This is a genomic window from Cupriavidus oxalaticus (assembly GCF_004768545.1).
In the GTDB taxonomy this organism is placed as follows: Bacteria; Pseudomonadota; Gammaproteobacteria; order Burkholderiales; family Burkholderiaceae; genus Cupriavidus; species Cupriavidus oxalaticus_A.
The window spans coordinates 2,099,454-2,119,514 of record NZ_CP038635.1 but is presented as its reverse complement, the minus strand read 5'-3'; the positions used below and the strand labels follow the sequence as shown (position 1 = coordinate 2,119,514).

The window sequence follows — 20,061 nt, the reverse complement described above, 5'->3', positions numbered from 1 at the left end:
ATCCTTACCATCCATCAGGAGACCATTGATGAAGCCTGTCACCACCGACCTGTGTGACGCCCATGAAGACCGCCTCGCGGCCGGCACCCTGCGCGTGATGGCGCCGGTGTTCCGCGCCTGGGGCAAGCAGGGTGCCTTTGCCGGCCCGGCCGCGACGCTGAAGGTGTTCGAAGACAATGCACTCGTGCGCACCGTGCTGGAAGCGCCCGGCCAGGGCCGGGTCCTGGTGGTCGACGGCGGCGGCTCGCTGCGCTGCGCGCTGGTCGGCGGCAATCTCGGCCTGCTGGCCGAGAAGAATGGCTGGGCCGGCATCGTCGTCAATGGCTGCGTGCGCGACAGCGCCGAGCTGGATGTGTGCGACATCGGCATCCGCGCGCTCGCGGCGCATCCGCAGAAGAGCCAGAAGCGCAACGCCGGCGAAAGCGAAGTCACGGTGCAGATGCCCGGTGCGGTCGTGCGTCCGGGCAACTGGATCTATGTCGACGCCGACGGCGTGCTGGTCTCGGACGACAAGCTGGAGGGCTGAGCATGCCGCGCGTCTTCGTCTACGGCACGCTGCGCGCCGGCGAGGTCAACGACCTGAATGCGGCCGCGCGGCGGCACGGCATTGCCGCGCCCACGCTGCTGGGCACGGCGACGGTGTCAGGCCGGCTCTATGACTTCGGCACCTATCCCGGGCTGGTGCTGGATGCGGCGGCCGGGCCGGTTGTCGGGGATATCTACGACATTGCCGATGCACTGCTGCCGGTCCTGGACGAGATCGAAGAGGTGTACCCGGGTCAGGCTACGCTGTTCGTGCGCGAGGAATGCGCGGTGCAGCAGGATGGCAAGCCCGTTGCCTGCCTGCTGTATCCGGTGGCGGAAGCCGCCGTGGCCGCGTTGCCGCATATTGGCAGCGGCGACTGGGTGGCCTACCGCCGCGCGCGCGATCCTGCCAGCCCCTGAAAGCGGTCAGGCAAAGTCATCCGGTCAACGGCGCCCTTGAGGCGCCGTTTCCTTTTGGCTCGCTTGCGACCAATCACGCGCATGCATGCCATTCCTGCGATTTTTCACGATGTGGAAAGCTGTTGCGGTCCGCAAAAATACATGGTTTGCGGAGCACAACTCCATTTCTCATGATGGAAGATTATGTCCCGCATCGTGAAATAAATTTCATAAGCATATGAATTTATTGAAGAAAAAAACTAAGCGGCAACTTCAGTTCAGGGTTGTTGCAACGCGGGAGCATTCCCTACACTCTTATATAAGACACATGACCTGAGACGCAAAAAACGCCCCCACAGGCGGCGCCCCAAGGCAGGTGATCAAGAGATTCTCAGCCATCCAGGCATCTTCAGGAGAGTGACCATGAACCGCCAAGAACAGATCCAGGCACTGCAAAAAGACTGGGATACCAATCCCCGCTGGAAAGGTATCAAGCGCAACTTCACCGCTGAAGACGTTGTGCGCCTGCGTGGTTCGGTCCAGGTCGAGCATACCCTGGCCCGCCGTGGTTCCGAGAAGCTGTGGAACCTGCTGCACACCGAGCCGTTCGTCAACTCGCTGGGCGCGCTGACCGGCAACCAGGCCATGCAGCAAGTGAAGGCCGGCCTGAAGGCCATCTACCTGTCGGGCTGGCAGGTTGCCGGCGACGCAAACCTGGCCGGCGAAATGTACCCCGACCAGTCGCTGTACCCGGCCAACTCGGTGCCGCAGGTGGTCAAGCGCATCAACAACACCTTCCAGCGCGCCGACCAGATCCAGTGGAGCGAAGGCAAGGGCGACACCGACTTCTTCGCCCCGATCGTGGCTGACGCCGAAGCCGGCTTTGGCGGCGTGCTTAACGCGTTCGAACTGATGAAGGCCATGATCGAAGCGGGCGCCGCCGGCGTTCACTTCGAAGACCAGCTGGCTTCGGTCAAGAAGTGCGGCCACATGGGCGGCAAGGTGCTGGTGCCGACCCGCGAAGCCGTCGCCAAGCTGACCGCCGCGCGCCTGGCTGCCGACGTCTCGGGCGTGCCGACCCTGGTGATCGCTCGTACCGACGCAGAAGCCGCCGACCTGCTGACCTCCGACGTCGACGACAACGACAAGCCGTTCTGCACCGGCGAGCGCACCGTGGAAGGCTTCTACCGCGTCCGCAACGGCCTGGAGCAGTCGATCTCGCGCGCGCTGGCGTACGCTGAAGTGGCCGACCTGGTGTGGTGCGAAACCGGCAAGCCGGACCTCGAGTTCGCCAAGAAGTTTGCCGAAGCCGTGCACGCCAGGTTCCCGGGCAAGATGCTGGCGTACAACTGCTCGCCGTCGTTCAACTGGAAGAAGAACCTGGACGACGCCACCATCGCCAAGTTCCAGAAGGAACTGGGTGCGATGGGCTACAAGTTCCAGTTCATCACGCTGGCCGGCTTCCACTCGCTGAACTACTCGATGTTCAACCTGGCCTACGGCTACGCCCGCAACCAGATGAGCGCATTCGTGGAACTGCAGGAAGCCGAGTTCAAGGCGGCCGAGAAGGGCTTCACCGCGGTCAAGCACCAGCGCGAAGTCGGCACCGGCTACTTCGATGCCGTGACCCAGACCATCGAAGGCGGCCAGTCGTCGACTACCGCGCTGAAGGGTTCGACCGAAGACGAGCAGTTCTTCGAAGACAAGAAAGTGGCCTGACTCTCCTGGTCACTCCGCCGGCTAGTGGGTCCGGCGGATCGGGGGGCGTGCGATCATCACGTCCTCCTTTTTAGGCGACGCGCCGTTCTCTCTCAGGGACGGCGCGCTTTTTTTTAACGCCCCATGCGGTGATCGTAGCTGCTAGAAATGCGCGCCATCAGCGCTGGATCGTTTTCGCCCATGCTGTCGAATGTCACCCGCACGTGGCCGTCTGGCAGCTGGTCCACACCCGCCATCACCGTCCGGCTTTCCAGGCTGCCGACCACCACGCCCCTGACCGGATCCGCGAGACTGATCGCCAGCCCCTGGTCATGCATTGCCCCCGCTGCCGCGGTGAAGGTGCGATCGAAGCTGGCCGGCGTCATCACCGTAAAAGAGCCTCTGTCATCGGAGGTCGAGGCACATGCCGAAAGCGCCAGGATGCCGACGCAGGCTATGAGTGAAAGTCGCATGATCACACCTTCCGTCTGCCCCCGACCGAAAATGTACGCGTTGCGACTTGGTGCGAATTTCCACTCGCTGATCGCCCTCCCACAAGCTTAGGTGACCTTGGCGAAGATTCCATCCGAGGTCGGTCGATGCGCCGCGGAGTGCCGGGGCGGAAATCAGTGCCAAATGCAATAAATTGTTATATCTGACGATTTATTGCATTTGGGTGATGCCGTCAGCAAGTGGATGCCATAAAGTGCCCGGGCCTTTGTCGGCACATTCTGAGCCTCCACCAAGAACAACATCATGAAAGCATCATTCTCTCTCGCTACCTGCGCCGTCGCGGCCGCACTGCTGGCCGGCTGTTCCGGCGGCATGCCCACCAACATCGACGGCATGGTGTCCGCCGGCTCCTCGCTGGCCAAGGCCGCGACGCTGAGCGACGCGGACGTCAAGAGCCTGTCCGACCAGGCCTGCGCCGAATCGGACAAGACCAACAGGATCGCCGGCGCCAATACCACCTACGGCAAGCGCCTGGCCAAGATCATGAGCGGCCTGAACGGCAGCAACGTGCCCAACGTCAACGCCAAGGTGTACATGACCAAGGACGTCAACGCCTGGGCCATGGCCAACGGCTGCGTGCGCGTCTACAGCGGCCTGATGGACATGATGACCGACGATGAAGTGCGGGGCGTGCTGGGCCACGAGCTGGGCCATGTCGCGCTGGGCCACACCAAAAAGGCCATGCAGGTCGCCTACACGGCAACCGCCGCGCGTGGCGCGGCCGCGTCGGCCGGCAACGGCGCGGTGGCCGCGCTGTCGTCGTCGCAACTGGGCGAACTGGGCGAGAAGCTGGTCAACGCGCAGTTCTCGCAGTCGCAGGAAAGCGCGGCGGATGACTACTCGCTCGACCTGCTGACCAAAAACAAGGCCAACACGCGCGGACTGGTGACGGCGTTCCAGAAGCTGGCCAGGCTCGATGGCGGCAAGTCGAGCATGTTCTCGTCGCACCCGGGTTCGGATGACCGCGCCAGGCATATGGAGGAGCGGATCCGCAAGGCTTCGTAAGCTACCGGCCGCACCCATGACAACGCCCGCACCGGGGAGCCCGGTGCGGGCGTTGTGCCTTCTGCCGAAGCAGGCCGGGGGTCACCGATACACGATCACCGGGATGTCGGTATGCGTCAGCACCTTCTGCGTTTCGCTGCCGAGCAGCAGGCCGGACAGCCCGCGCCGGCCATGCGACGCCATGAAGATCACGTCGCAGCCATGGCGCTCGGCCGCGTCAATGATGCCGAGGTAGGGCACCGCGAAAGTCGACATGTCGGCGTCGAAGACGACGCCGGCCGCGCTCGCCAGGTTCTCGACTTCCTTCAGGTAGAGCTTGGCCTGGTTCTCGATGCGGTCCTTGAAGGCCTGCGGCGCCTCGACCACGATTTCGCTGAACGGGGTGTAGGGATACTCCTCCAGGCAGACATAGGCCGTGACGCGCGCGCCGATGGCCTTGGCGAGTTCCAGCCCGCCGTTGATGGCTTTCTTGGAGAGTTCCGAGCCGTCGGTGGGTAGCAGGATGTGTTGGAACATGCGGGGCTCCTTTTCTGACTAGGGAATAGGGAAGGGGGCAGGGCGGCCGCCCGGCGCCGGGGGGCGATGCCGGGGCAGTGAAAGCGCCTGTCTGAATCCATTGTAGTCAGGGTGCCGAGTACGGCATTGTGCAAAATCAATTGCAACAAAAGCGCCTCAGCCTGAGCCTTGCGCTGCCGGTCAGCCTGCCAGCGCCGCTGCCGCCGGCATGGATGCCGCCTGCTCCGCCCGTCGCCAGTAAGCCGGGTTGCCGTAGGTGTTCTTCAGGTGATCGATAAACAGCCGCACCCGCAGCGGCAGGTGCTTGCGCTGCGGGAACACCGCATGGATGCCGATCGGCGGCGCCTGGAACTCGTCCAGCACCGTGACCAGCCGGCCGCTGGCGATTTCGTTGCCGACTTCCCACCACGACCGCCACGCCAGGCCGTTGCCCTGCAGGCACCACTCGTGCAGCACCGCGCCGTCGGTGCATTCCATGGTGCCGCCCACCTTGACCGTCACCGAGCGCCCGTCTTCGGTGAAGACCCAGCCGCGCTGCACGTTGGCGCTGGCGCCGAAGGCCAGGCAGTTGTGCCGCTGCAGTTCGTCCGGCGTGCCGGGCCGGCCGGCGCGGGCCAGGTAGTCGGGCGAGGCCACCACCACGCGCCGGGTCTCGGCCAGCCGGATTGAAACGAGGCTGGAGTCGGGCAGGTCGCCCAGCCGGATCGCGCAGTCGAAGCCTTCATTGACCAGGTCGACCACGCGGTCGGACAGGTCCAGCGTGATCGATACGTCAGGGTGCGATTCAATGAACAGCGGCACCAGCGGCGCCACGTGCTTGCGGCCATAGCCGGCCGGCGCTGTCACGCGCAGGTGGCCGCTGGCCTTGACGCCGCCGGCCGAAACGCTGGCCTCGGCGTTGTGCAGGTCGTTCAGGATGCGCTGGCAGTCCTCCAGGAAGGCCGAGCCTTCGAAGGTCAGGCTGATCTTGCGCGTGGTACGTACCAGCAACTTGACGCCCAGCCGCTCTTCCAGCGCATCGATGCGGCGCCCGATGATGGCCGGCGCCACGCCTTCCGCCGCTGCTGCCGCCGACAGGCTGCCGCGCGAGGCGACGGATACAAAAGTCTCCAGCTGTTTGAAATGGTCCACAAATGTTCGCCGAGTAGTGCCCGAGTAATACGCACTCGCGCGCTTTGTGCCGGCCCGGTCACGCCCAATGCGTTGCAGGGTGCTGCCGGCGGCCAATGCGCAAGGATTTAGTGCGGAGTATCGTTTTAGTCAGCCAAGATTAGTGGCCGAAAAGTAAAAGATCAAGTGACCCGGGGCACCTTTGCCGCAGTGCAGCGTCTCCCTACAATGCGATGCATTCATCGGTGTACAGGGCCACGCAGTTGTGGTCCGGCACCGACACACTTTGCAGAGTCAGGTTGCCAGCGCCCACATGAACAAGATCCGCGCAGTCGTCTTCGATGCCTACGGCACGCTGTTCGACGTGTATTCCGTCACCGCGCGCGCGGAACAGCTGTTCCCGGGCCGCGGCGAGGCGCTGGCGCTGCTGTGGCGCGACCGCCAGATCGACTACACCCGCATCCGCACCATGGCCGGGCACGACGGCGCGCACTACAAGCCGTTCTGGGCCATCACCGTGGACGCGCTGCGCTATGCCGCCGAGCGCCTGGGTCTGGCGCTGGATGAAGCGACGGAAGCCCAGCTGCTCAAGGAATACGCCTGCCTGTCGGCCTTCCCGGAAAACCTGGGTGCGCTCAAGCGCCTGCGCAAGGCGGGGCTGCCGCTGGGCATCCTGTCCAACGGCAATGCCGAGATGCTCGACATCTCGGTCAAGAGTGCCGGCATGCATGGCCTGTTCGACCACGTGCTGTCGGTCGATGCGGTGCGCCAGTACAAGACCGCGCCCGCCGCCTATGCACTGGGGCCGCTGGCCTTCGGGCTGGACGCGCAGGAGATGCTGTTCGTCTCGTCCAACGGCTGGGACGCCTGCGGCGCCACCTGGTTTGGCTACACCACCTTCTGGATCAACCGTGCCGGCCACCCGGCGGAGCGGCTCGACGTAGCCCCCTCCGGCACCGGGCACGACATGAACGACCTGCTCGAATTCGTCCGCGCCCATGGCGTGGCGGCATAGCAGGGCGCCCAACAACCAAAGCTATCGCTATCGTTTAACAGGAGAACACTGATGGCTATCACGCTGCCCGCGGGCATGAAGATTACCGGCGAAATCCTGCCGGCCTACGAAGATATCCTCACGCCGGAAGCCCTGGCCCTGGTAGACAAGCTGCACCGCGCCTTCGAGCCGCGCCGTCAGGAACTGCTGGCCGCGCGCGTGGAGCGCGCCAAGCGCCTGGACGCCGGCGAAGTCCCTGATTTCCTGCCGGAAACCAAGAGCATCCGCGAAGGCGACTGGAAGGTTGCGCCGGTGCCCAAGGCGCTGGAATGCCGCCGCGTGGAAATCACCGGCCCGGTCGAAGCCAAGATGGTGATCAACGCCTTCAACTCGGGCGCTGACAGCTACATGACCGACTTCGAGGATTCCAACACCCCCAACTGGCACAACCAGCTGCAGGGCCAGGTCAACCTGAAGGCCGCCGTGCGCCGCACGCTGACCCTGGAATCGAAGGGCAAGCAATACAAGCTGAACGACAAGATCGCCACGCTGCAGGTGCGTCCGCGCGGCTGGCACCTGGACGAAAAGCACGTCACCATCGACGGCAAGCGCGTCTCGGGCGGCATCTTCGACTTCGCGCTGTTCCTGTTCCACAACGCCAAGGAACAGATCGCGCGCGGCGCCGGCCCGTTCTTCTACCTGCCGAAGATGGAAAGCCATCGGGAAGCGCGCCTGTGGAACGACATCTTCGTGATGGCGCAGAACGAAATCGGCCTGCCGCAAGGCACCATCAAGGCCACCGTGCTGATCGAGACCATCCTCGCCGCGTTCGAGATGGAAGAAATCCTGTATGAGCTGCGCGAGCACAGCGCCGGCCTGAACGCCGGCCGCTGGGACTACATCTTCTCGTGCATCAAGAAGTTCAAGAACGACAAGGACTTCTGCCTGGCCGACCGCGCCAAGGTCACCATGACCGCGCCGTTCATGCGTGCCTACGCGCTGCTGCTGCTGAAGACCTGCCACTCGCGCGGCGCCCCCGCCATCGGCGGCATGAGCGCGCTGATCCCGATCAAGAACGATCCGGAGAAGAACGCCATCGCCATGGAAGGCATCATCAGCGACAAGCGCCGCGATGCCACCGACGGCTACGACGGCGGCTGGGTGGCACACCCGGGCCTGGTCGAGCCGGCCATGAAGGAATTCGTGGCAGTGCTGGGCGACAAGCCGAACCAGTTCGAGAAGCAGCGTCCGGACGTGCAGGTGAAGGGCGCCGACCTGCTCGACTTCAAGCCGGAAACGCCGATCACCGAGCACGGCCTGCGCATGAACATCAACGTCGGCATCCACTACCTGGGCGCCTGGCTGGCCGGCAACGGCTGCGTGCCGATCCACAACCTGATGGAAGACGCCGCCACCGCCGAGATCTCGCGCTCGCAGGTGTGGCAGTGGATCCGCTCGCCGAAGGGCAAGCTGGAAGACGGCACCAAGGTCACGGCCGAGCTGGTGCGCAAGCTGATCCCGGAAGAACTGGCCAAGGTGAAGGAACTGGTCGGTGGCGACACCAAGACCTATGACCGCGCTGCCGAGATCTTCGAGCAGATGTCGACATCGGAGGATTTCGCCGAGTTCCTGACGCTGCCGCTGTACGAAGAAGTCTGAGCGGGGCGCACTGCTCCGGCATGACCAGGAACCGCAGCCTGATGGCTGCGGTTTTTTTGTCTTCGTTTTACAGCGGCCCGGGCAGCCTCTTCAGCCCGATCCAGACCACCATGATGACCACATTGACCGGCACGCTGAGCGCGCCCGGCACGTAGAACAGCGCCGACAGCACGGGCGCGCACAGCACGCCTTCCACTACGCTGCCCGCGGCATAGAAGAAGACCCCGCACCACAGCCAGCGCCGCATATACGTCGGCAGCCAGTGCGCACGCGCCTTGTTGAAATGCCAGGCGTGGGCCCGTTCGGCCCGGCTTCCCTGGCTGGCGTCGCGGAACAGCCAGTTGAAGAAAAAGTAGCGGTACAGCAGGGTGCGGAAGGCCAGCTCTTGCATGATCACTCCTTTGGCCGTGCCGGGCAGATAGCGCGCAATGTTCATACCAGCGTGGGCATGCAGGGGCGGCGGCTTACCTAGCAGCGTAGCAAGAAGTCGCCGGGACAGACCAGCCGCCGGCCGCAATCCGGATCCGCGTCATGCTGGAAAACCCCGCATGTCCCGCGCGGCAACACTCTCTAATATGAAGTACCCGCCGCCAGCGCGGACCACAACATCAAAGCGGAGACTTCAGATATGGACCGTCGACAGTTCCTGGGCACCGCCGCCGTTGCCGCAGCCGTTGCCGCAACCGCCGGCGTGGCGCCGTACGCCATGGCGCAGCAGTGGCCCGCGCGGCCGATCCGGCTGGTGGTGGCGTATCCGCCCGGCGGCGGTACGGACGTGGTGGCGCGGCTGTTTGCCGACTATCTTGGCCGCGTGACGGGCCAGTCGGTGGTGGTGGAGAACAAGCCGGGCGGCGCCACCGTTCCCGCCACGCAGGACGTGATCCGCGCCAGGAACGACGGCCAGACACTGCTGGTGACGCTGGGATCGTCCGCCACCTCGGGCGCGCATATCAACCGCGTGCCCTACGATCCGCTGACCGACCTGACTGCGCTGGCCGAACTCGGCCGCGCCCCGGTGCTGCTTGCCGCCAACAAGGACGCCCCGTATTCCACGCTGAAGGAACTGATCGCCTATTCCAAGGCCAACCCGGGCAAGCCGATCCATTCCGCCTCTTATGGCCCGGGCACGTCGTCGCACTTTGGCCCGCTGCTGTTCAACCGGCTGGCAGGCACCAACCTGGAGCCGGTGCTGTACAAGGGCTCGGCGCCCGCCACGCAGGACCTGGTGGGCGGCGTGGTGCCGCTGATGATCGACGGCCTGACCACCGGCGTGCCGCTGTACCAGGCCGGCAAGACCAAGGTGCTGGCGACCACCATGCCGGAGCGGTCGGACATGGCGCCCGGCGCTCCAACATTCCGTGAGCTCGGTTTCCAGGAAATGGAGCAACTTAGCGGATATTTTGCGCTGTTCGGGCCCAAGGCCATGCCCAAGGCAACGGTCGATGCCGTCTCGGAGGCCGTGCGCAAGGTGCTGGCCGATCCCGCGTACCAGAAGCGGCTGGCCGGCGTTGGCGTGCTGCCGGCGCAGGCGGTCACGCCGGAAGCATTTGCCGCGCAGATCCGGACCGATCATGCGCGCTGGGGCCAATTTATCAAGGACATCGGCTTCAAGATCGAGAATTGAGCCTGCCAGGCCGGTCCCGGAGACGGTCAACGCTGCCGGAGCTGAACGCCGGGATCTGCCGCCAGGCGATTTCTTGTCCATACTGGACTTGTTGCGGCGCCATGCCGCGGCAATCAAGAATCAGCAGCCTATGGAGGGAATCGTGTTCAAGCACATCTTGCTGGCCACCGATGGCTCGGAGCTTTCCAAGGTCGCCATGGCGGCCGCGATCAATTTCGTCAAGGCGGGCGGCGCGAAGCTGACGGCGTATACGTGCATGGAGGAATATCCCTACCTGTCCTCGGGGGATGCCGGCCATCCGCGGCGAAAGGCGTATGAGGAACATGAGGCCGAGCGGGCCAGCGCGGTGCTGGCCGAGGTTGTCGCGGCGGCCACCGAGGCGGGCGTGACCTGCCAGACCGACATGAGCACGTCGGTGCCGTACAAGGGCATCATCGATGCCGCCGCCAAGCACGGCTGCGACGTGATCTTCATGGCGTCGCACGGACGGCGCGGGCTGGAGGGGCTGCTGGTCGGGAGCGAAACGCAGAAGGTGCTGACCCACTGCAGGATCCCCGTGCTGGTCTATCGCTGAGCTTGCGCAATCCGCCAGCGGATCAGAAGCGGTAGCCCCGGCTTGGATTCACTTTCCAGCCGCCGGCGCCATCGAGTTCCAGCACCTGGTGGTGGTACTTGAGCAGCGAGGGGCGGTGGCTGACGCTGACCAGCGTCGCGTCCATGCCGGCCAGCAACCGGTACATGCCTTCCTCGTTGGCGATATCGAGCGCGCTGGTGGCCTCGTCAAGCATCACATAGCGGGGCCGCGACAGCAGCACGCGCCCGATCGTCAGCCGCTGCTGCTCGCCCAGCGACAGCACCTTGCCCCAGTCCACTTCGGTATCGAGGCCGCCGAAGCGGTCGACAATGCCGCCAAGATTCACCAGCTCGAGCAGCCGGATCAGCTCGTCGTCGGCGATGTGCTGCCCGATGTGGTTGGGGTAGAGCAGCTGGCCGCGCAGGCTGCCGACCACCATGTACGGGTGCTGTGGCAGGAACAGCATGTCCTGCGGCCTGGGGCGCATGATGCAGCCGGTGCCGCTGGTCCACAAACCGGCGATGGCGCGCATCAGCGAGCTCTTGCCGCCGCCGCTGGCGCCGACGATCAGCAGCCCTTCGCCGGGATCGGCCGACACCGTCAGGTCGCGCACCAGCGTGCGTTCCAGGTTCGGCGTGTGCAGCGTCACATGCAGCAGCGACAGGCGCGAGTCCTGCACGGACTCGATCTTGTGCGCCGGCTCGGCGAGTTTGTCCGGTTTGGCCGGCGTGTCGGCCAGCGTGCTGGCGAAGGTATCCAGCCGGTCCAGCCCGGCGACAAAGCGGGCCAGCTCTTCGAAGTTGTCGACAATCACCGTCAGCGCATTCAACACTGCGGCGAACGCCCCCGCAGCCTGGATCGCGCGCCCGACCTCCATTTCACCGGACAGCACATGCGAGGCGACGATGGCGCTGGGCAGCAGGATGGTCAGGAAGCCGTAGCCGTACTGGAACGTGTTCAGGCTGAGCTGCCACTTGATGAGCTTGTCGAAGTTGCGGAAGGCCTGCTCGAAGCGGCCGCTGACATGCGACGATTCCAGCGCCTCGCCGCGGTAGAAGGCGATCGATTCGGCGTTCTCGCGCACACGGATCAGGCTGAAGCGGAAATCCGCCTCGCGCTTGAGCTGGAAGAAATTCAACCCGATCAGCACGCGCCCGAAGAAGTACATCGAGACGAAACTCCCGGCGATGGCGTAGACCACCAGGAAGTAGACCAGCATCTGGGAAATCGACCACAGCACGGCGCTGAAGGCGATCAGCTGCAGCAGCGCGCCGATGCCGATCGACAGGAAATACAGCGATTGCTTGGTAAAGGTGTTGATGTCTTCGGTGATGCGCTGGTCCGGATTGTCGATCGCCGCGTTGGCGTTGAGCTTGTAATAGGTCCGGTCCCTGAAGTACCCGTCGAGGTAGTGACGGGTGAGCCATCGTCGCCACAGCAGGCCCAGCTTGTTGCGCAGGAAGTAGTAGGAGGAATAGATGGGAACGGCGCCGAGCAGGATGTAGAGGCACTTCTGGATCGAGCCCCAGAAGCGGTCGGCATCTTGCGCCGCCAGGGCCGAAGTGAATTCGCCGGTCTGTTCGTTGATCCAGACTTCGGCCTGCGTCTGGCCGAGCAGCAGCAGGATCAGCAGGAGCAGCAGGCCGGACGCCTTCCATCGCTCACGCGAAAACCAGTAGGGGCGGGCAATGGCCCAGTAACGGGTCCACACGTGGCGCGTGGGGACGCCCGGACGTTTCTTGCGGGCCGAAGTGGTGCCGGCAATCCTTGGCTCGGGCACGACGCTCATCTGACTCTCCAGCGCAGACGGATTCCCCGCCGCCACGCACATTCGTCGTGCTGCAACGAAGCGGACCAGCAGGAGAATCTCTGGATGAAATATAGGCCAGCAATATCCACGCCTGACCAGAAATCATCCGCCCGGCCCTCGTTTTTTTCGTGCCCGCGCGCGGTGTGCGGTGTTGGCGGCAACGTCGAACCAGGTTGCGGCTGGAGGGTGACCGAGCCGCTACAGGCGAACCCTGCAAGCTTTTTCAAAGGTACCTGCAGTTTCAGGCGCGGCTGCGGCGGCGGGGCGTGCCCGCCGGTCGCGGCCGCAGCGCCGGCCTCAGTCGAGGGTAATCTTTCCCGCCTTGACGATCTGGCCATAGCGAGCGATGTCGCGCTCGATCACCTTGCGGAATTCCTCGGAGGAACCGCCTACCGGCACGAAGCCCAGGTCGGTCAGCCTCTTGGCCACTTCGGGGCTGCGCGTTGCCGCGGCGATTTCCTTTGCCATGCGGTCAACCACAGGCGCGGGCGTGCCGGCAGGCGCCAGCAGGCCGGTCCAGGAACTCATCACGAAGCCCGGGAAGCCCGACTCTTCCATGGTCGGGATATTCGGCTCGCCCGGCCAGCGCTTGGCCGAGGCGACGGCCAGCACATTGATCTTGCCCGACTTCACGTGCGGCATCGGCACCAGCAGCGGATCGAATGCGACCGACACCTCGCCGGAAACGAGCGCCGGCAGGATCGGTGCGCTGCCGTTGTACGGCACGTGGGTCATCTTGACCTTGGACTCCATCGCCAGCCGCTCGCCCGTCAGGTGCGCCGAGCTACCCACGCCGCTCGAGCCGAATGTCAGCGTGTTGGGATGCTTCTTGCCATAGTCGATCAGTTCGGCAACAGTCTTCGCGGGCACCTTCTTGCTCGCGAACAGGAACAGCGGCAGCTCCGCCATCTCCGCCACCGGCACGAGGTCCGAAGGCTTGTAGCTCAGCTTGGAATACAGCGACATGTTGGCGCTGTAGGCCGCGAGAACCGAGACAAAGGTATAGCCGTCCGCCGCCGAGCGCGCGGCCACGCCAACGCCAAGCGTGCTGTTCGCGCCCGGCTTGTTCTCGATGATGATGGGCTGCCCGAGGCTTTGCGAGACCTTTTCGAACACGACCCGGGATACCGTGTCGGTGGACCCGCCGGGGGTATAGGGAACGATGACCTTGATCGGCCTGGTCGGCCAGGCATCGGCCGCCAATGCTGCATGGCCGAAAACGACACTCGTGATGGCGAGCGTCACCAGTCGTGCGCTGCGCGCCGCGCGATTCGAAATGCTCAACTACGTCTCCTGCTTTGGCAAATTTTCCTCCCGCCTTTGCGGCGGGTTCCAGCGGTGATTCCGCCGGGTGATTATGCCGGAGCGGTCGAAGCGGGTACGTGCCAAGAGGCTGCGGTAGGGCGCTTTCCGTGAAGTCAGTGTGCGATAAGCGGTCGGGCACTGAGTGGCGCGCGGTCTTCTTTCAGGCCCGGTATTTCTCCCACAGTTCGCGCAGAACCGATTCCGGCGGCGGCGCCGGTGCGAAGCCCGCGACATTGCCGAACATGCCAAGAATGCGGCGCCTGAAGGCATTGAGGTCCATCGTCGGTTCAGGCGATGCACTGGCGGTATCGATGATCGTATGCAGCTGCTCGGCGGAGAGGCCGGCGATGGCAGACCACAGGTCGTCGGGGCTGGCGCAGGTGCACGGCAAAGATCGGGCAAACATCGGTCATCCTCAACGTGGATCCATGATCGCTAACGCACCGCCGCGCCGCGCTTGCTGCCGTCCGGGTACACGGCCGCCTGGAACGGCTCGAGGCCGATCCGCGCGACCACGTCGACGAAGCGCTCGGCTTCGCTGTCGCGGTGCGCGAGGTAGGTGCCGATCAGCCGCTCGACCACGTCCGGCACCTGCTCCTGCGCGAACGACGGGCCGATGATGCGGCCGATCGCCGCGCCGCCGCCGGCGCCGTGGCTGTCCTGGCTGTCTGCGCCGTTCTGCCGCCCGCCGATGGTGACCTGGTACCAGGCTTCACCCGCCTTGTCGACACCGAGGATGCCGATATGGCCGACATGGTGGTGCCCGCAGGAGTTGATGCAGCCCGAGATGTTCAGGTCTAGCTCGCCGATGTCGTGCACGTGGTCGAGGTCTTCGAACCGTTCCTGGATCGCCTGGGCCAGCGGTATCGACACGGCGTTGGCGAGCGAGCAGAAATCGCCGCCGGGGCAGGCGATGATATTAGTGATCCTGCCGACGTTGGGCGTGGCGAGGCCGGCCGCATCCAGCGCGCGCCACAGCGCGGGCAGGCCGCTGCGCCGCACGTCGGCGAGGATCAGGTTCTGTTCGTGCGAGACCCGCAACTCGCCAAAGCCGTGGCGCTCGGCGAGGTCGGCCATCAGCTCCATCTGGTCGGCGGTAATGTCGCCGGGCGCGCGGCCGGTTGCCTTGAGCGATGCGGTCACCGCGGCGTAGCCCGGTACGCGGTGCGGATGGACGTTGCTGCGCAGCCAGAGCCGGAATGCGCGGTCGGTCCGCGCGAGTTCGGCGCTTTCATCGACGCTTTCATCGGCATCCTGCGCCGCGGCGGGGTCATAAGGCGGCACCGTGAAGCGCGCGGCCACCGACGCGACGAAGTCTTCGGTGACGGTATCCGGGCCACCCCGGATGCGCTGCCACTGCTCCGCGACCTGTTCGCGGAATACCTCCGGGGTGAGGTCCTTCACCAGGATCTTGATGCGCGCCTTGTACTTGTTGTCGCGCCGGCCATGCAGGTTGTAGACGCGCAGCGTGGCCTGCAGGTAGGTCAGCAGGTCCTGCCAGGCCACGAAGGGATTGATCAGCTTGCCGACCATGGGCGTGCGCCCCATGCCGCCGCCGACCCACACGCGAAAGCCGACCTGGCCGTCTTCCTCGACCGCCTGCAGCCCGATGTCGTGCACGCCGACCGCGGCCCGGTCGGTGGTGGCGCCGCTGATCGCGATCTTGAACTTGCGCGGCAGGTAGGCGAACTCGGGGTGCAGCATCGACCATTGCCGCACGATCTCGCACCACACCAGCGGGTTCACCAGCTCGTCGGGCGCGATGCCGGCAAAGTGGTCGGTGGTGGTGTTGCGGATGCAGTTGCCGCTGGTCTGGATGGCATGCATCTGCACCGTGGCGAGTTCCGCCAGGATGGCAGGCGCGTCTTCCAGGCGCGGCCAGTTGAACTGCAGGTTCTGCCGCGTGCTGAAGTGCCCGTAGCCGCGGTCCCAGCGGCGCGCGATCCCGGCCAGCTTGCGCAGCTGCCTTGACGCCAGCATGCCGTAGGGGATGGCCACGCGCAGCATCGGGGCATGGCGCTGGATATACAGGCCATTCTGCAGCCGCAGCACGCGGAACTCTTCCTCGTCGAGCTCGCCGTCCAGGAAGCGGCGGGTCTGGTCGGTGAACTGCACGACCCGCTCGTCGACCAGCCTCTGGTCGATCTCGTCATAGACATACATGATGAAGGTCTCCTTGCGCGTAGCGCTAGTCTTTTGCCCGTGCCCGTTCGATGGACATGTCGGTCGGCATCATGTTGAGGTCGGCGTTGTGCATCACCCACAGCGAGCCGGCGACGACGATGACGATCAGGAAGCCGGTACAGGCGAAGATGGCGGTATTGCCGCGCTGGCCGGGACCGGTGCCCAGGTGCAGGAAGTACACCAGCTGCACCAGCAGTTGCGCGACGCAGAGGCCGACAACCAGCGCGATCGCGGCGTGGCTTTGCAACGTGCCGGTCATCACCGAGGCAAACGATGCCACGGTAAGCGCGACCGACAGCAGCAGGCCGATGGTGTAGCTGCGCACGCTGCCGTGGGTGGGGTGCTCACCCGGATGGACGGAGTGAAGATGGGACGGCTTCATGCGAACTCCCGCAGGTAGACGAAGGTAAAGACGCAGATCCAGACCAGGTCCAGGAAGTGCCAGAACAGGCTCAGGCACGCCAGCCGGCGGCGCACGATGTCATCGAGGCCGAAACGCCGGACCTGGTGGATCATCACCGCCAGCCAGCACAGGCCCGCGGTGACGTGCAGGCCGTGGGTGCCGACCAGCGTGAAAAACGCCGACAGGTAGGCGCTTACGCCGGGCCCGGCGCCCTGGTGCAGCAGGTGGGCGAACTCGTAGACCTCCATGGCGACGAACACGGCGCCCAGCACGAAGGTGGCCGCCAGCCAGCGGATCATGCGCGGCGCGGCATTCGCGTCCTGCCGCAGCATGGCCAGGCCGAAGGTGTAGCTGCTGAGCAGCAGCACCATGGTCTCGGTGAACACGAACGGCAGCTCGAACAGTTGCTGCCCGCCCGGCCCGCCCGCCGTGTTGCCCGACAGCACGCCGAAGGTTGCGAACAGCACCGCGAAGATCAGGCAGTCGCTCATCAGGTAGAGCCAGAAGCCCAGCGTGGTATGGGCGGCGGCATCGTGATGGCCGTGGTCGGCGGCGTGCGGCACCGGATGTGCGGCGTGCGGGCCTGGATGGTGCAGGGTAGGGGATAGCGTCGGGTTCATGGTTCAGGCAGCTTGTTGCAGTTGGGCGTAGCGGGCGCGCTCGATGCGCTCGACTTCGGCGGCCGGGACGTAGTAGTCGACATCGCGGTCGTAGCTGCGCCGCACGAAGGTTGCGATCGCGCCAACCAGCCCGGCCACGGCGACCAGCCACATGTGCCAGACCAGCGCGAAGCAGGACACCAGCCCGAACACTGACACGAGGAAGCCGGCCGCGGTGGGGCGTGGCATGTGGATGTCCTCGTAGCGGGCCGGCTGGCGCCAGGCGCGGCCGGCTTCCTTGTCGTCCCAGTGCTGCTCCAGGGAGGTGATGTGCGGCACCAGGGCGAAGTTGTAGAACGGCGCCGGCGATGCGGTCGACCATTCCAGGCTGCGGCCGTCCCACGGGTCGCCGGTCAGGTCCTGGTTCTGCTTGCGGTCGCGGATGCTGACGGCCAGTTGCACGATCATCGCCAGGATGCCGGCGCCGATGACGAAGGCGCCGATCATCGCCACCACCAGGTAGGGATGCCAGTCGACGTTGGCGTAGTGGTTCATCCGGCGGGTCATGCCCTTGAAGCCCAGCACGTAGAGCGGCATGAAGGCCAGGAAGAAGCCGGTCAGCCAGCACCAGAACGACACCTTGCCCCAGAACTCGTTCAGCTTGAAGCCGAACACCTTCGGGAACCAGAAGCTGATCGCCGCCAGGCAGCCGAACAGCACGCCGCCGATGATCACGTTATGGAAGTGGGCCACCAGGAACAGGCTGTTGTGCAGCACGAAGTCGGCGCCCGGCACCGCCAGCAGCACGCCGGTCATGCCGCCGACCGCGAACGTCACCATGAAGCCGATGGTCCACATGGTCGAGGTATGGAAGCGGATCCGGCCGCGGTACATGGTGAACAGCCAGTTGAACAGCTTCACGCCGGTGGGGATCGAGATGATCGACGTCATGATGCCGAAGAAGGCGTTGACGTTGGCGCCCGAGCCCATGGTGAAGAAGTGGTGCAGCCAGACGAAGAACGACAGCACGCCGATCGACGAGGTGGCATAGACCATCGACTTGTAGCCGAACAGGGGCTTGCGCGAGAACGTGGCGATGATTTCCGAGAACGCGCCGAACGCGGGCAGGATCAGCACATAGACCTCGGGGTGCCCCCAGATCCAGATCAGGTTCACGTACATCATGGCGTTGCCGCCCAGCTCGTTGGTGAAGAAGTGCATGCCGAGGTAGCGGTCGGCGGTGAGCAGGGCCAGCGTGGCGGTCAGCACCGGAAAGATGGCGACGATCAGGATGTTGGTGATCAGCGCGGTCCAGGTGAACACCGGCATCTTCATCAGGGTCAGGCCCGGAGCGCGCATGCGCAGGATGGTGACGATGAAGTTGATGCCGGTCAGCGTGGTGCCGAGCCCGGATATCTGCAATGACCAGATGTAGTAGTCCACGCCGACGGTCGGGCTGTAGCCCAGCTCGGACAACGGCGGATAGGCCACCCAGCCGGTCGCGGCGAAGTCGCCGACGAACATCGACAGCATCACCAGCACCGCGCCCATGGCCGACAGCCAGAAGCTCAGCGAGTTGACGAACGGGAAGGCCACGTCGCGCGCGCCGATCTGCAGCGGCACGATCACGTTCATCAGCCCCACCACCAGCGGCGTGGCCACGTAGAAGATCATGATCACGCCGTGGGCGGTAAAGATCTGGTCGTAGTGGTGCGGCGGCAGGTAGCCGGCGGCATCGCCGTAGGCGACTGCCTGCTGCGTGCGCATCAGGATCGCGTCGGCGAAGCCGCGCAGCAGCATGACAAGGGCCAGGATGATGTACATCACGCCGACCTTCTTGTGGTCGACCGAGCAGATCCATTCGGTCCACAGGTATTTCCACTTGCCGTACCTGGTGATCGCGCCGAGCAGCGCGGCGCCCAGCACCAGCACCACGGCCAGCGTCCCCATGATGATCGGCTCGTGGTAGGGGATGGCCTCGAGATTGAGTTTTCCTAGCATGTCATTGCTCCATGCGGCCGGGGAGCGCCGACGGGACGCGTTGGAAGGCCTGCAGTGATTCGGGGGTGTTCGCGCGGCAGATCGCGCCGTTGGCCAGCATGTACTTGTCAACCACCTGGTCGAACAGCTTCGGCGTCACCGATGCGTAGAGCGCGACGGGGTCCCTGGTGCTGGGCTGCTCCAGTGTGCTGTAGGTGTTCGCGTCAAGCGTCCGGGCCGAGGCCCGCGCCTTGCTGATCCACGCGTCGAAGTCCTCGCGCGAGGTCGCCAGGGTCTTGAAATGCATGTCCGAGAAGCCCGCGCCACTGTACGCCGCGGACTGGCCGAGATAGACGCCCGGTGTGTCCGCGATCAGGTGCAGGCGGGTCTGCATGCCGGCCATGGTGTAGACCATGCTGCCAAGCTGCGGAATGAAGAACGCATTCATCATCGATTCCGCGGTCAGCCGGAAGTTGACCGGCGTGCCGACCGGGATGGCAAGCTGGTTCACCGAGGCGACGCCGTATTCGGGATAGATGAACAGCCATTTCCAGTTCAGCGCGATGACGTCGACCTGCAGCGGCCTGACCTCGGACTCCAGCGGCCGATAGGGGTCGAGCTTGTGCGTCGAATCCCAGATCAGCACGGCCAGGCAGGCCACGATCACGCACGGGATGCCCCACACCACGATCTCGATTTTGGTCGAGTGCGACCACTTGGGCGCGTAGGTCGCGCGCGTGTTGCTCTCGCGGTAGCGCCAGGCAAACCACAGCGTCAGGAAGATCACCGGGATGACGACCATCAGCATGACGAACAACGCGATCAGGATCAGCGATTTTTCCTGTGCGCCGATGCTGCCCTTGGGATTGAGCAGTTCGAGGTTGCAGCCGCTGAGCAGGGCGCTCAGCCCGGCGGCCAGCAGCAACGCGCCGATGCGGGGCGGCAGGGCGGGCGATGGGCTGAGGCTGGGGGAAGGGTGGGGCAACGGGCCTTGTCGATCTTTGTTTGCCAGCCCGGCGGTAGGTTTGAGCATGTCGGACACCTTGGTTACGGATTACCGAAGGCATCCGGTCCGCGCTCCGATTCAAGTGCTGCGTCAGCCCGCGGCTGCGGGCTTGTATGGATTCCCTCGACAATGTCTGGCATGCTAGTCGAAGACAAGA

Annotated in this window: 20 protein-coding genes; 8 read left to right on the top strand and 12 right to left on the bottom strand. The window is 64.9% G+C overall.

Going from position 1 to position 20,061, the window contains the following annotated elements; translation table 11 throughout:
- Positions 1-28: 28 nt before the first annotated feature.
- From rraA to aceA, 3 genes are all read left to right on the top strand, one after another.
- On the top strand, positions 29-526 hold the full coding sequence (rraA, locus tag E0W60_RS20625) for a ribonuclease E activity regulator RraA (RefSeq protein ID WP_135705448.1): 498 nt from the start codon (positions 29-31) through the stop codon (positions 524-526).
- Between the two features lie 2 nt (positions 527-528).
- Positions 529-945 carry a gamma-glutamylcyclotransferase family protein gene (locus E0W60_RS20620; protein ID WP_133096424.1) on the top strand — a complete coding sequence of 139 codons (417 nt, stop codon included), beginning with the start codon at positions 529-531 and terminating at the stop codon, positions 943-945.
- A gap of 402 nt (positions 946-1,347) precedes the next feature.
- Positions 1,348-2,643 (top strand): isocitrate lyase, encoded by a 1,296-nt coding sequence (aceA, locus tag E0W60_RS20615; RefSeq protein ID WP_135705447.1) that lies wholly within the window; start codon positions 1,348-1,350, stop codon positions 2,641-2,643.
- Between the two features lie 113 nt (positions 2,644-2,756).
- Here the strand turns inward: aceA and E0W60_RS20610 are convergent, their stop codons facing one another.
- Positions 2,757-3,095: a penicillin-binding protein gene (locus tag E0W60_RS20610; RefSeq protein ID WP_133096422.1), complete on the bottom strand. Its 339-nt coding sequence runs from the start codon at positions 3,093-3,095 to the stop codon at positions 2,757-2,759.
- A 283-nt stretch (positions 3,096-3,378) separates the two neighbouring features.
- Between E0W60_RS20610 and E0W60_RS20605 the strand changes: the two genes are divergently transcribed.
- Positions 3,379-4,140 (top strand): M48 family metalloprotease, encoded by a 762-nt coding sequence (locus tag E0W60_RS20605; RefSeq protein ID WP_135705446.1) that lies wholly within the window; start codon positions 3,379-3,381, stop codon positions 4,138-4,140.
- Positions 4,141-4,221: 81 nt separating this feature from the next.
- On the opposite strand, the gene E0W60_RS20600 is transcribed toward E0W60_RS20605, so the two are convergent.
- The gene (locus tag E0W60_RS20600) at positions 4,222-4,656 is read right to left on the bottom strand and encodes a universal stress protein (RefSeq protein ID WP_133096420.1); all 435 of its coding nucleotides are present in this window, start codon (positions 4,654-4,656) and stop codon (positions 4,222-4,224) included.
- A 180-nt stretch (positions 4,657-4,836) separates the two neighbouring features.
- Positions 4,837-5,787, bottom strand: a complete 951-nt coding sequence (locus E0W60_RS20595; protein ID WP_133096419.1) for a LysR family transcriptional regulator — start codon at positions 5,785-5,787, stop codon at positions 4,837-4,839.
- 292 nt (positions 5,788-6,079) lie between these two features.
- Here E0W60_RS20595 and E0W60_RS20590 point away from each other — a divergent pair, with 292 nt between their 5' ends.
- On the top strand, positions 6,080-6,781 hold the full coding sequence (locus E0W60_RS20590; RefSeq protein WP_133096418.1) for a haloacid dehalogenase type II: 702 nt from the start codon (positions 6,080-6,082) through the stop codon (positions 6,779-6,781).
- A gap of 51 nt (positions 6,782-6,832) precedes the next feature.
- Complete coding sequence (gene aceB / locus E0W60_RS20585) at positions 6,833-8,419, top strand: malate synthase A (protein WP_135705445.1); 1,587 nt, start codon at positions 6,833-6,835, stop codon at positions 8,417-8,419.
- A 67-nt stretch (positions 8,420-8,486) separates the two neighbouring features.
- On the opposite strand, the gene E0W60_RS20580 is transcribed toward aceB, so the two are convergent.
- Positions 8,487-8,810, bottom strand: a complete 324-nt coding sequence (locus E0W60_RS20580; protein WP_133096417.1) for a hypothetical protein — start codon at positions 8,808-8,810, stop codon at positions 8,487-8,489.
- Between the two features lie 237 nt (positions 8,811-9,047).
- On the opposite strand from E0W60_RS20580, the gene E0W60_RS20575 reads away from it, so the two are divergent.
- On the top strand, positions 9,048-10,043 hold the full coding sequence (locus E0W60_RS20575) for a Bug family tripartite tricarboxylate transporter substrate binding protein (RefSeq protein ID WP_135705444.1): 996 nt from the start codon (positions 9,048-9,050) through the stop codon (positions 10,041-10,043).
- Between the two features lie 142 nt (positions 10,044-10,185).
- Positions 10,186-10,617, top strand: a complete 432-nt coding sequence (locus E0W60_RS20570) for a universal stress protein (RefSeq protein WP_133096415.1) — start codon at positions 10,186-10,188, stop codon at positions 10,615-10,617.
- A 22-nt stretch (positions 10,618-10,639) separates the two neighbouring features.
- On the opposite strand, the gene E0W60_RS20565 is transcribed toward E0W60_RS20570, so the two are convergent.
- The 8 genes from E0W60_RS20565 to cyoA all read right to left on the bottom strand — a co-directional run bounded on the left by E0W60_RS20565 (position 10,640) and on the right by cyoA (position 19,931).
- The gene (locus E0W60_RS20565) at positions 10,640-12,406 is read right to left on the bottom strand and encodes an ABC transporter ATP-binding protein/permease (protein WP_133096414.1); all 1,767 of its coding nucleotides are present in this window, start codon (positions 12,404-12,406) and stop codon (positions 10,640-10,642) included.
- Positions 12,407-12,724: 318 nt separating this feature from the next.
- Positions 12,725-13,711 (bottom strand): Bug family tripartite tricarboxylate transporter substrate binding protein, encoded by a 987-nt coding sequence (locus tag E0W60_RS20560; RefSeq protein WP_135705443.1) that lies wholly within the window; start codon positions 13,709-13,711, stop codon positions 12,725-12,727.
- Positions 13,712-13,892: 181 nt separating this feature from the next.
- A complete protein-coding gene (locus E0W60_RS20555; protein WP_135705442.1) occupies positions 13,893-14,138 on the bottom strand; it encodes a hypothetical protein in 246 nt (81 codons plus the stop codon).
- Positions 14,139-14,167: 29 nt separating this feature from the next.
- Positions 14,168-15,895: a nitrite/sulfite reductase gene (locus E0W60_RS20550; RefSeq protein WP_135705441.1), complete on the bottom strand. Its 1,728-nt coding sequence runs from the start codon at positions 15,893-15,895 to the stop codon at positions 14,168-14,170.
- A gap of 25 nt (positions 15,896-15,920) precedes the next feature.
- The gene (gene cyoD / locus E0W60_RS20545) at positions 15,921-16,298 is read right to left on the bottom strand and encodes a cytochrome o ubiquinol oxidase subunit IV (RefSeq protein WP_133096410.1); all 378 of its coding nucleotides are present in this window, start codon (positions 16,296-16,298) and stop codon (positions 15,921-15,923) included.
- Positions 16,295-16,939, bottom strand: coding sequence for a cytochrome o ubiquinol oxidase subunit III (gene cyoC / locus E0W60_RS20540; protein WP_133096409.1), 645 nt, complete (start codon positions 16,937-16,939; stop codon positions 16,295-16,297). The genes cyoD and cyoC overlap by 4 nt, the downstream gene beginning before the upstream one ends.
- Before the next feature lie 3 nt (positions 16,940-16,942).
- A complete protein-coding gene (gene cyoB, locus E0W60_RS20535) occupies positions 16,943-18,919 on the bottom strand; it encodes a cytochrome o ubiquinol oxidase subunit I (RefSeq protein WP_135705440.1) in 1,977 nt (658 codons plus the stop codon).
- 1 nt (position 18,920) lies between these two features.
- Positions 18,921-19,931 carry a ubiquinol oxidase subunit II gene (gene cyoA / locus E0W60_RS20530; RefSeq protein ID WP_135705439.1) on the bottom strand — a complete coding sequence of 337 codons (1,011 nt, stop codon included), beginning with the start codon at positions 19,929-19,931 and terminating at the stop codon, positions 18,921-18,923.
- Positions 19,932-20,061 lie beyond the last annotated feature (130 nt).

Coding starts and splice junctions, on each gene's coding strand:
- rraA (WP_135705448.1), top strand. CDS start 29: ATGAAGCCTGTCACCACCGACCTGTGTGACGCCCATGAAGACCGCCTC.
- E0W60_RS20620 (WP_133096424.1), top strand. CDS start 529: ATGCCGCGCGTCTTCGTCTACGGCACGCTGCGCGCCGGCGAGGTCAAC.
- aceA (WP_135705447.1), top strand. CDS start 1,348: ATGAACCGCCAAGAACAGATCCAGGCACTGCAAAAAGACTGGGATACC.
- E0W60_RS20610 (WP_133096422.1), bottom strand. CDS start 3,095: ATGCGACTTTCACTCATAGCCTGCGTCGGCATCCTGGCGCTTTCGGCA.
- E0W60_RS20605 (WP_135705446.1), top strand. CDS start 3,379: ATGAAAGCATCATTCTCTCTCGCTACCTGCGCCGTCGCGGCCGCACTG.
- E0W60_RS20600 (WP_133096420.1), bottom strand. CDS start 4,656: ATGTTCCAACACATCCTGCTACCCACCGACGGCTCGGAACTCTCCAAG.
- E0W60_RS20590 (WP_133096418.1), top strand. CDS start 6,080: ATGAACAAGATCCGCGCAGTCGTCTTCGATGCCTACGGCACGCTGTTC.
- aceB (WP_135705445.1), top strand. CDS start 6,833: ATGGCTATCACGCTGCCCGCGGGCATGAAGATTACCGGCGAAATCCTG.
- E0W60_RS20580 (WP_133096417.1), bottom strand. CDS start 8,810: ATGCAAGAGCTGGCCTTCCGCACCCTGCTGTACCGCTACTTTTTCTTC.
- E0W60_RS20575 (WP_135705444.1), top strand. CDS start 9,048: ATGGACCGTCGACAGTTCCTGGGCACCGCCGCCGTTGCCGCAGCCGTT.
- E0W60_RS20565 (WP_133096414.1), bottom strand. CDS start 12,406: ATGAGCGTCGTGCCCGAGCCAAGGATTGCCGGCACCACTTCGGCCCGC.
- E0W60_RS20555 (WP_135705442.1), bottom strand. CDS start 14,138: ATGTTTGCCCGATCTTTGCCGTGCACCTGCGCCAGCCCCGACGACCTG.
- E0W60_RS20550 (WP_135705441.1), bottom strand. CDS start 15,895: ATGTATGTCTATGACGAGATCGACCAGAGGCTGGTCGACGAGCGGGTC.
- cyoD (WP_133096410.1), bottom strand. CDS start 16,298: ATGAAGCCGTCCCATCTTCACTCCGTCCATCCGGGTGAGCACCCCACC.
- cyoC (WP_133096409.1), bottom strand. CDS start 16,939: ATGAACCCGACGCTATCCCCTACCCTGCACCATCCAGGCCCGCACGCC.
- cyoB (WP_135705440.1), bottom strand. CDS start 18,919: ATGCTAGGAAAACTCAATCTCGAGGCCATCCCCTACCACGAGCCGATC.
- cyoA (WP_135705439.1), bottom strand. CDS start 19,931: ATGCTCAAACCTACCGCCGGGCTGGCAAACAAAGATCGACAAGGCCCG.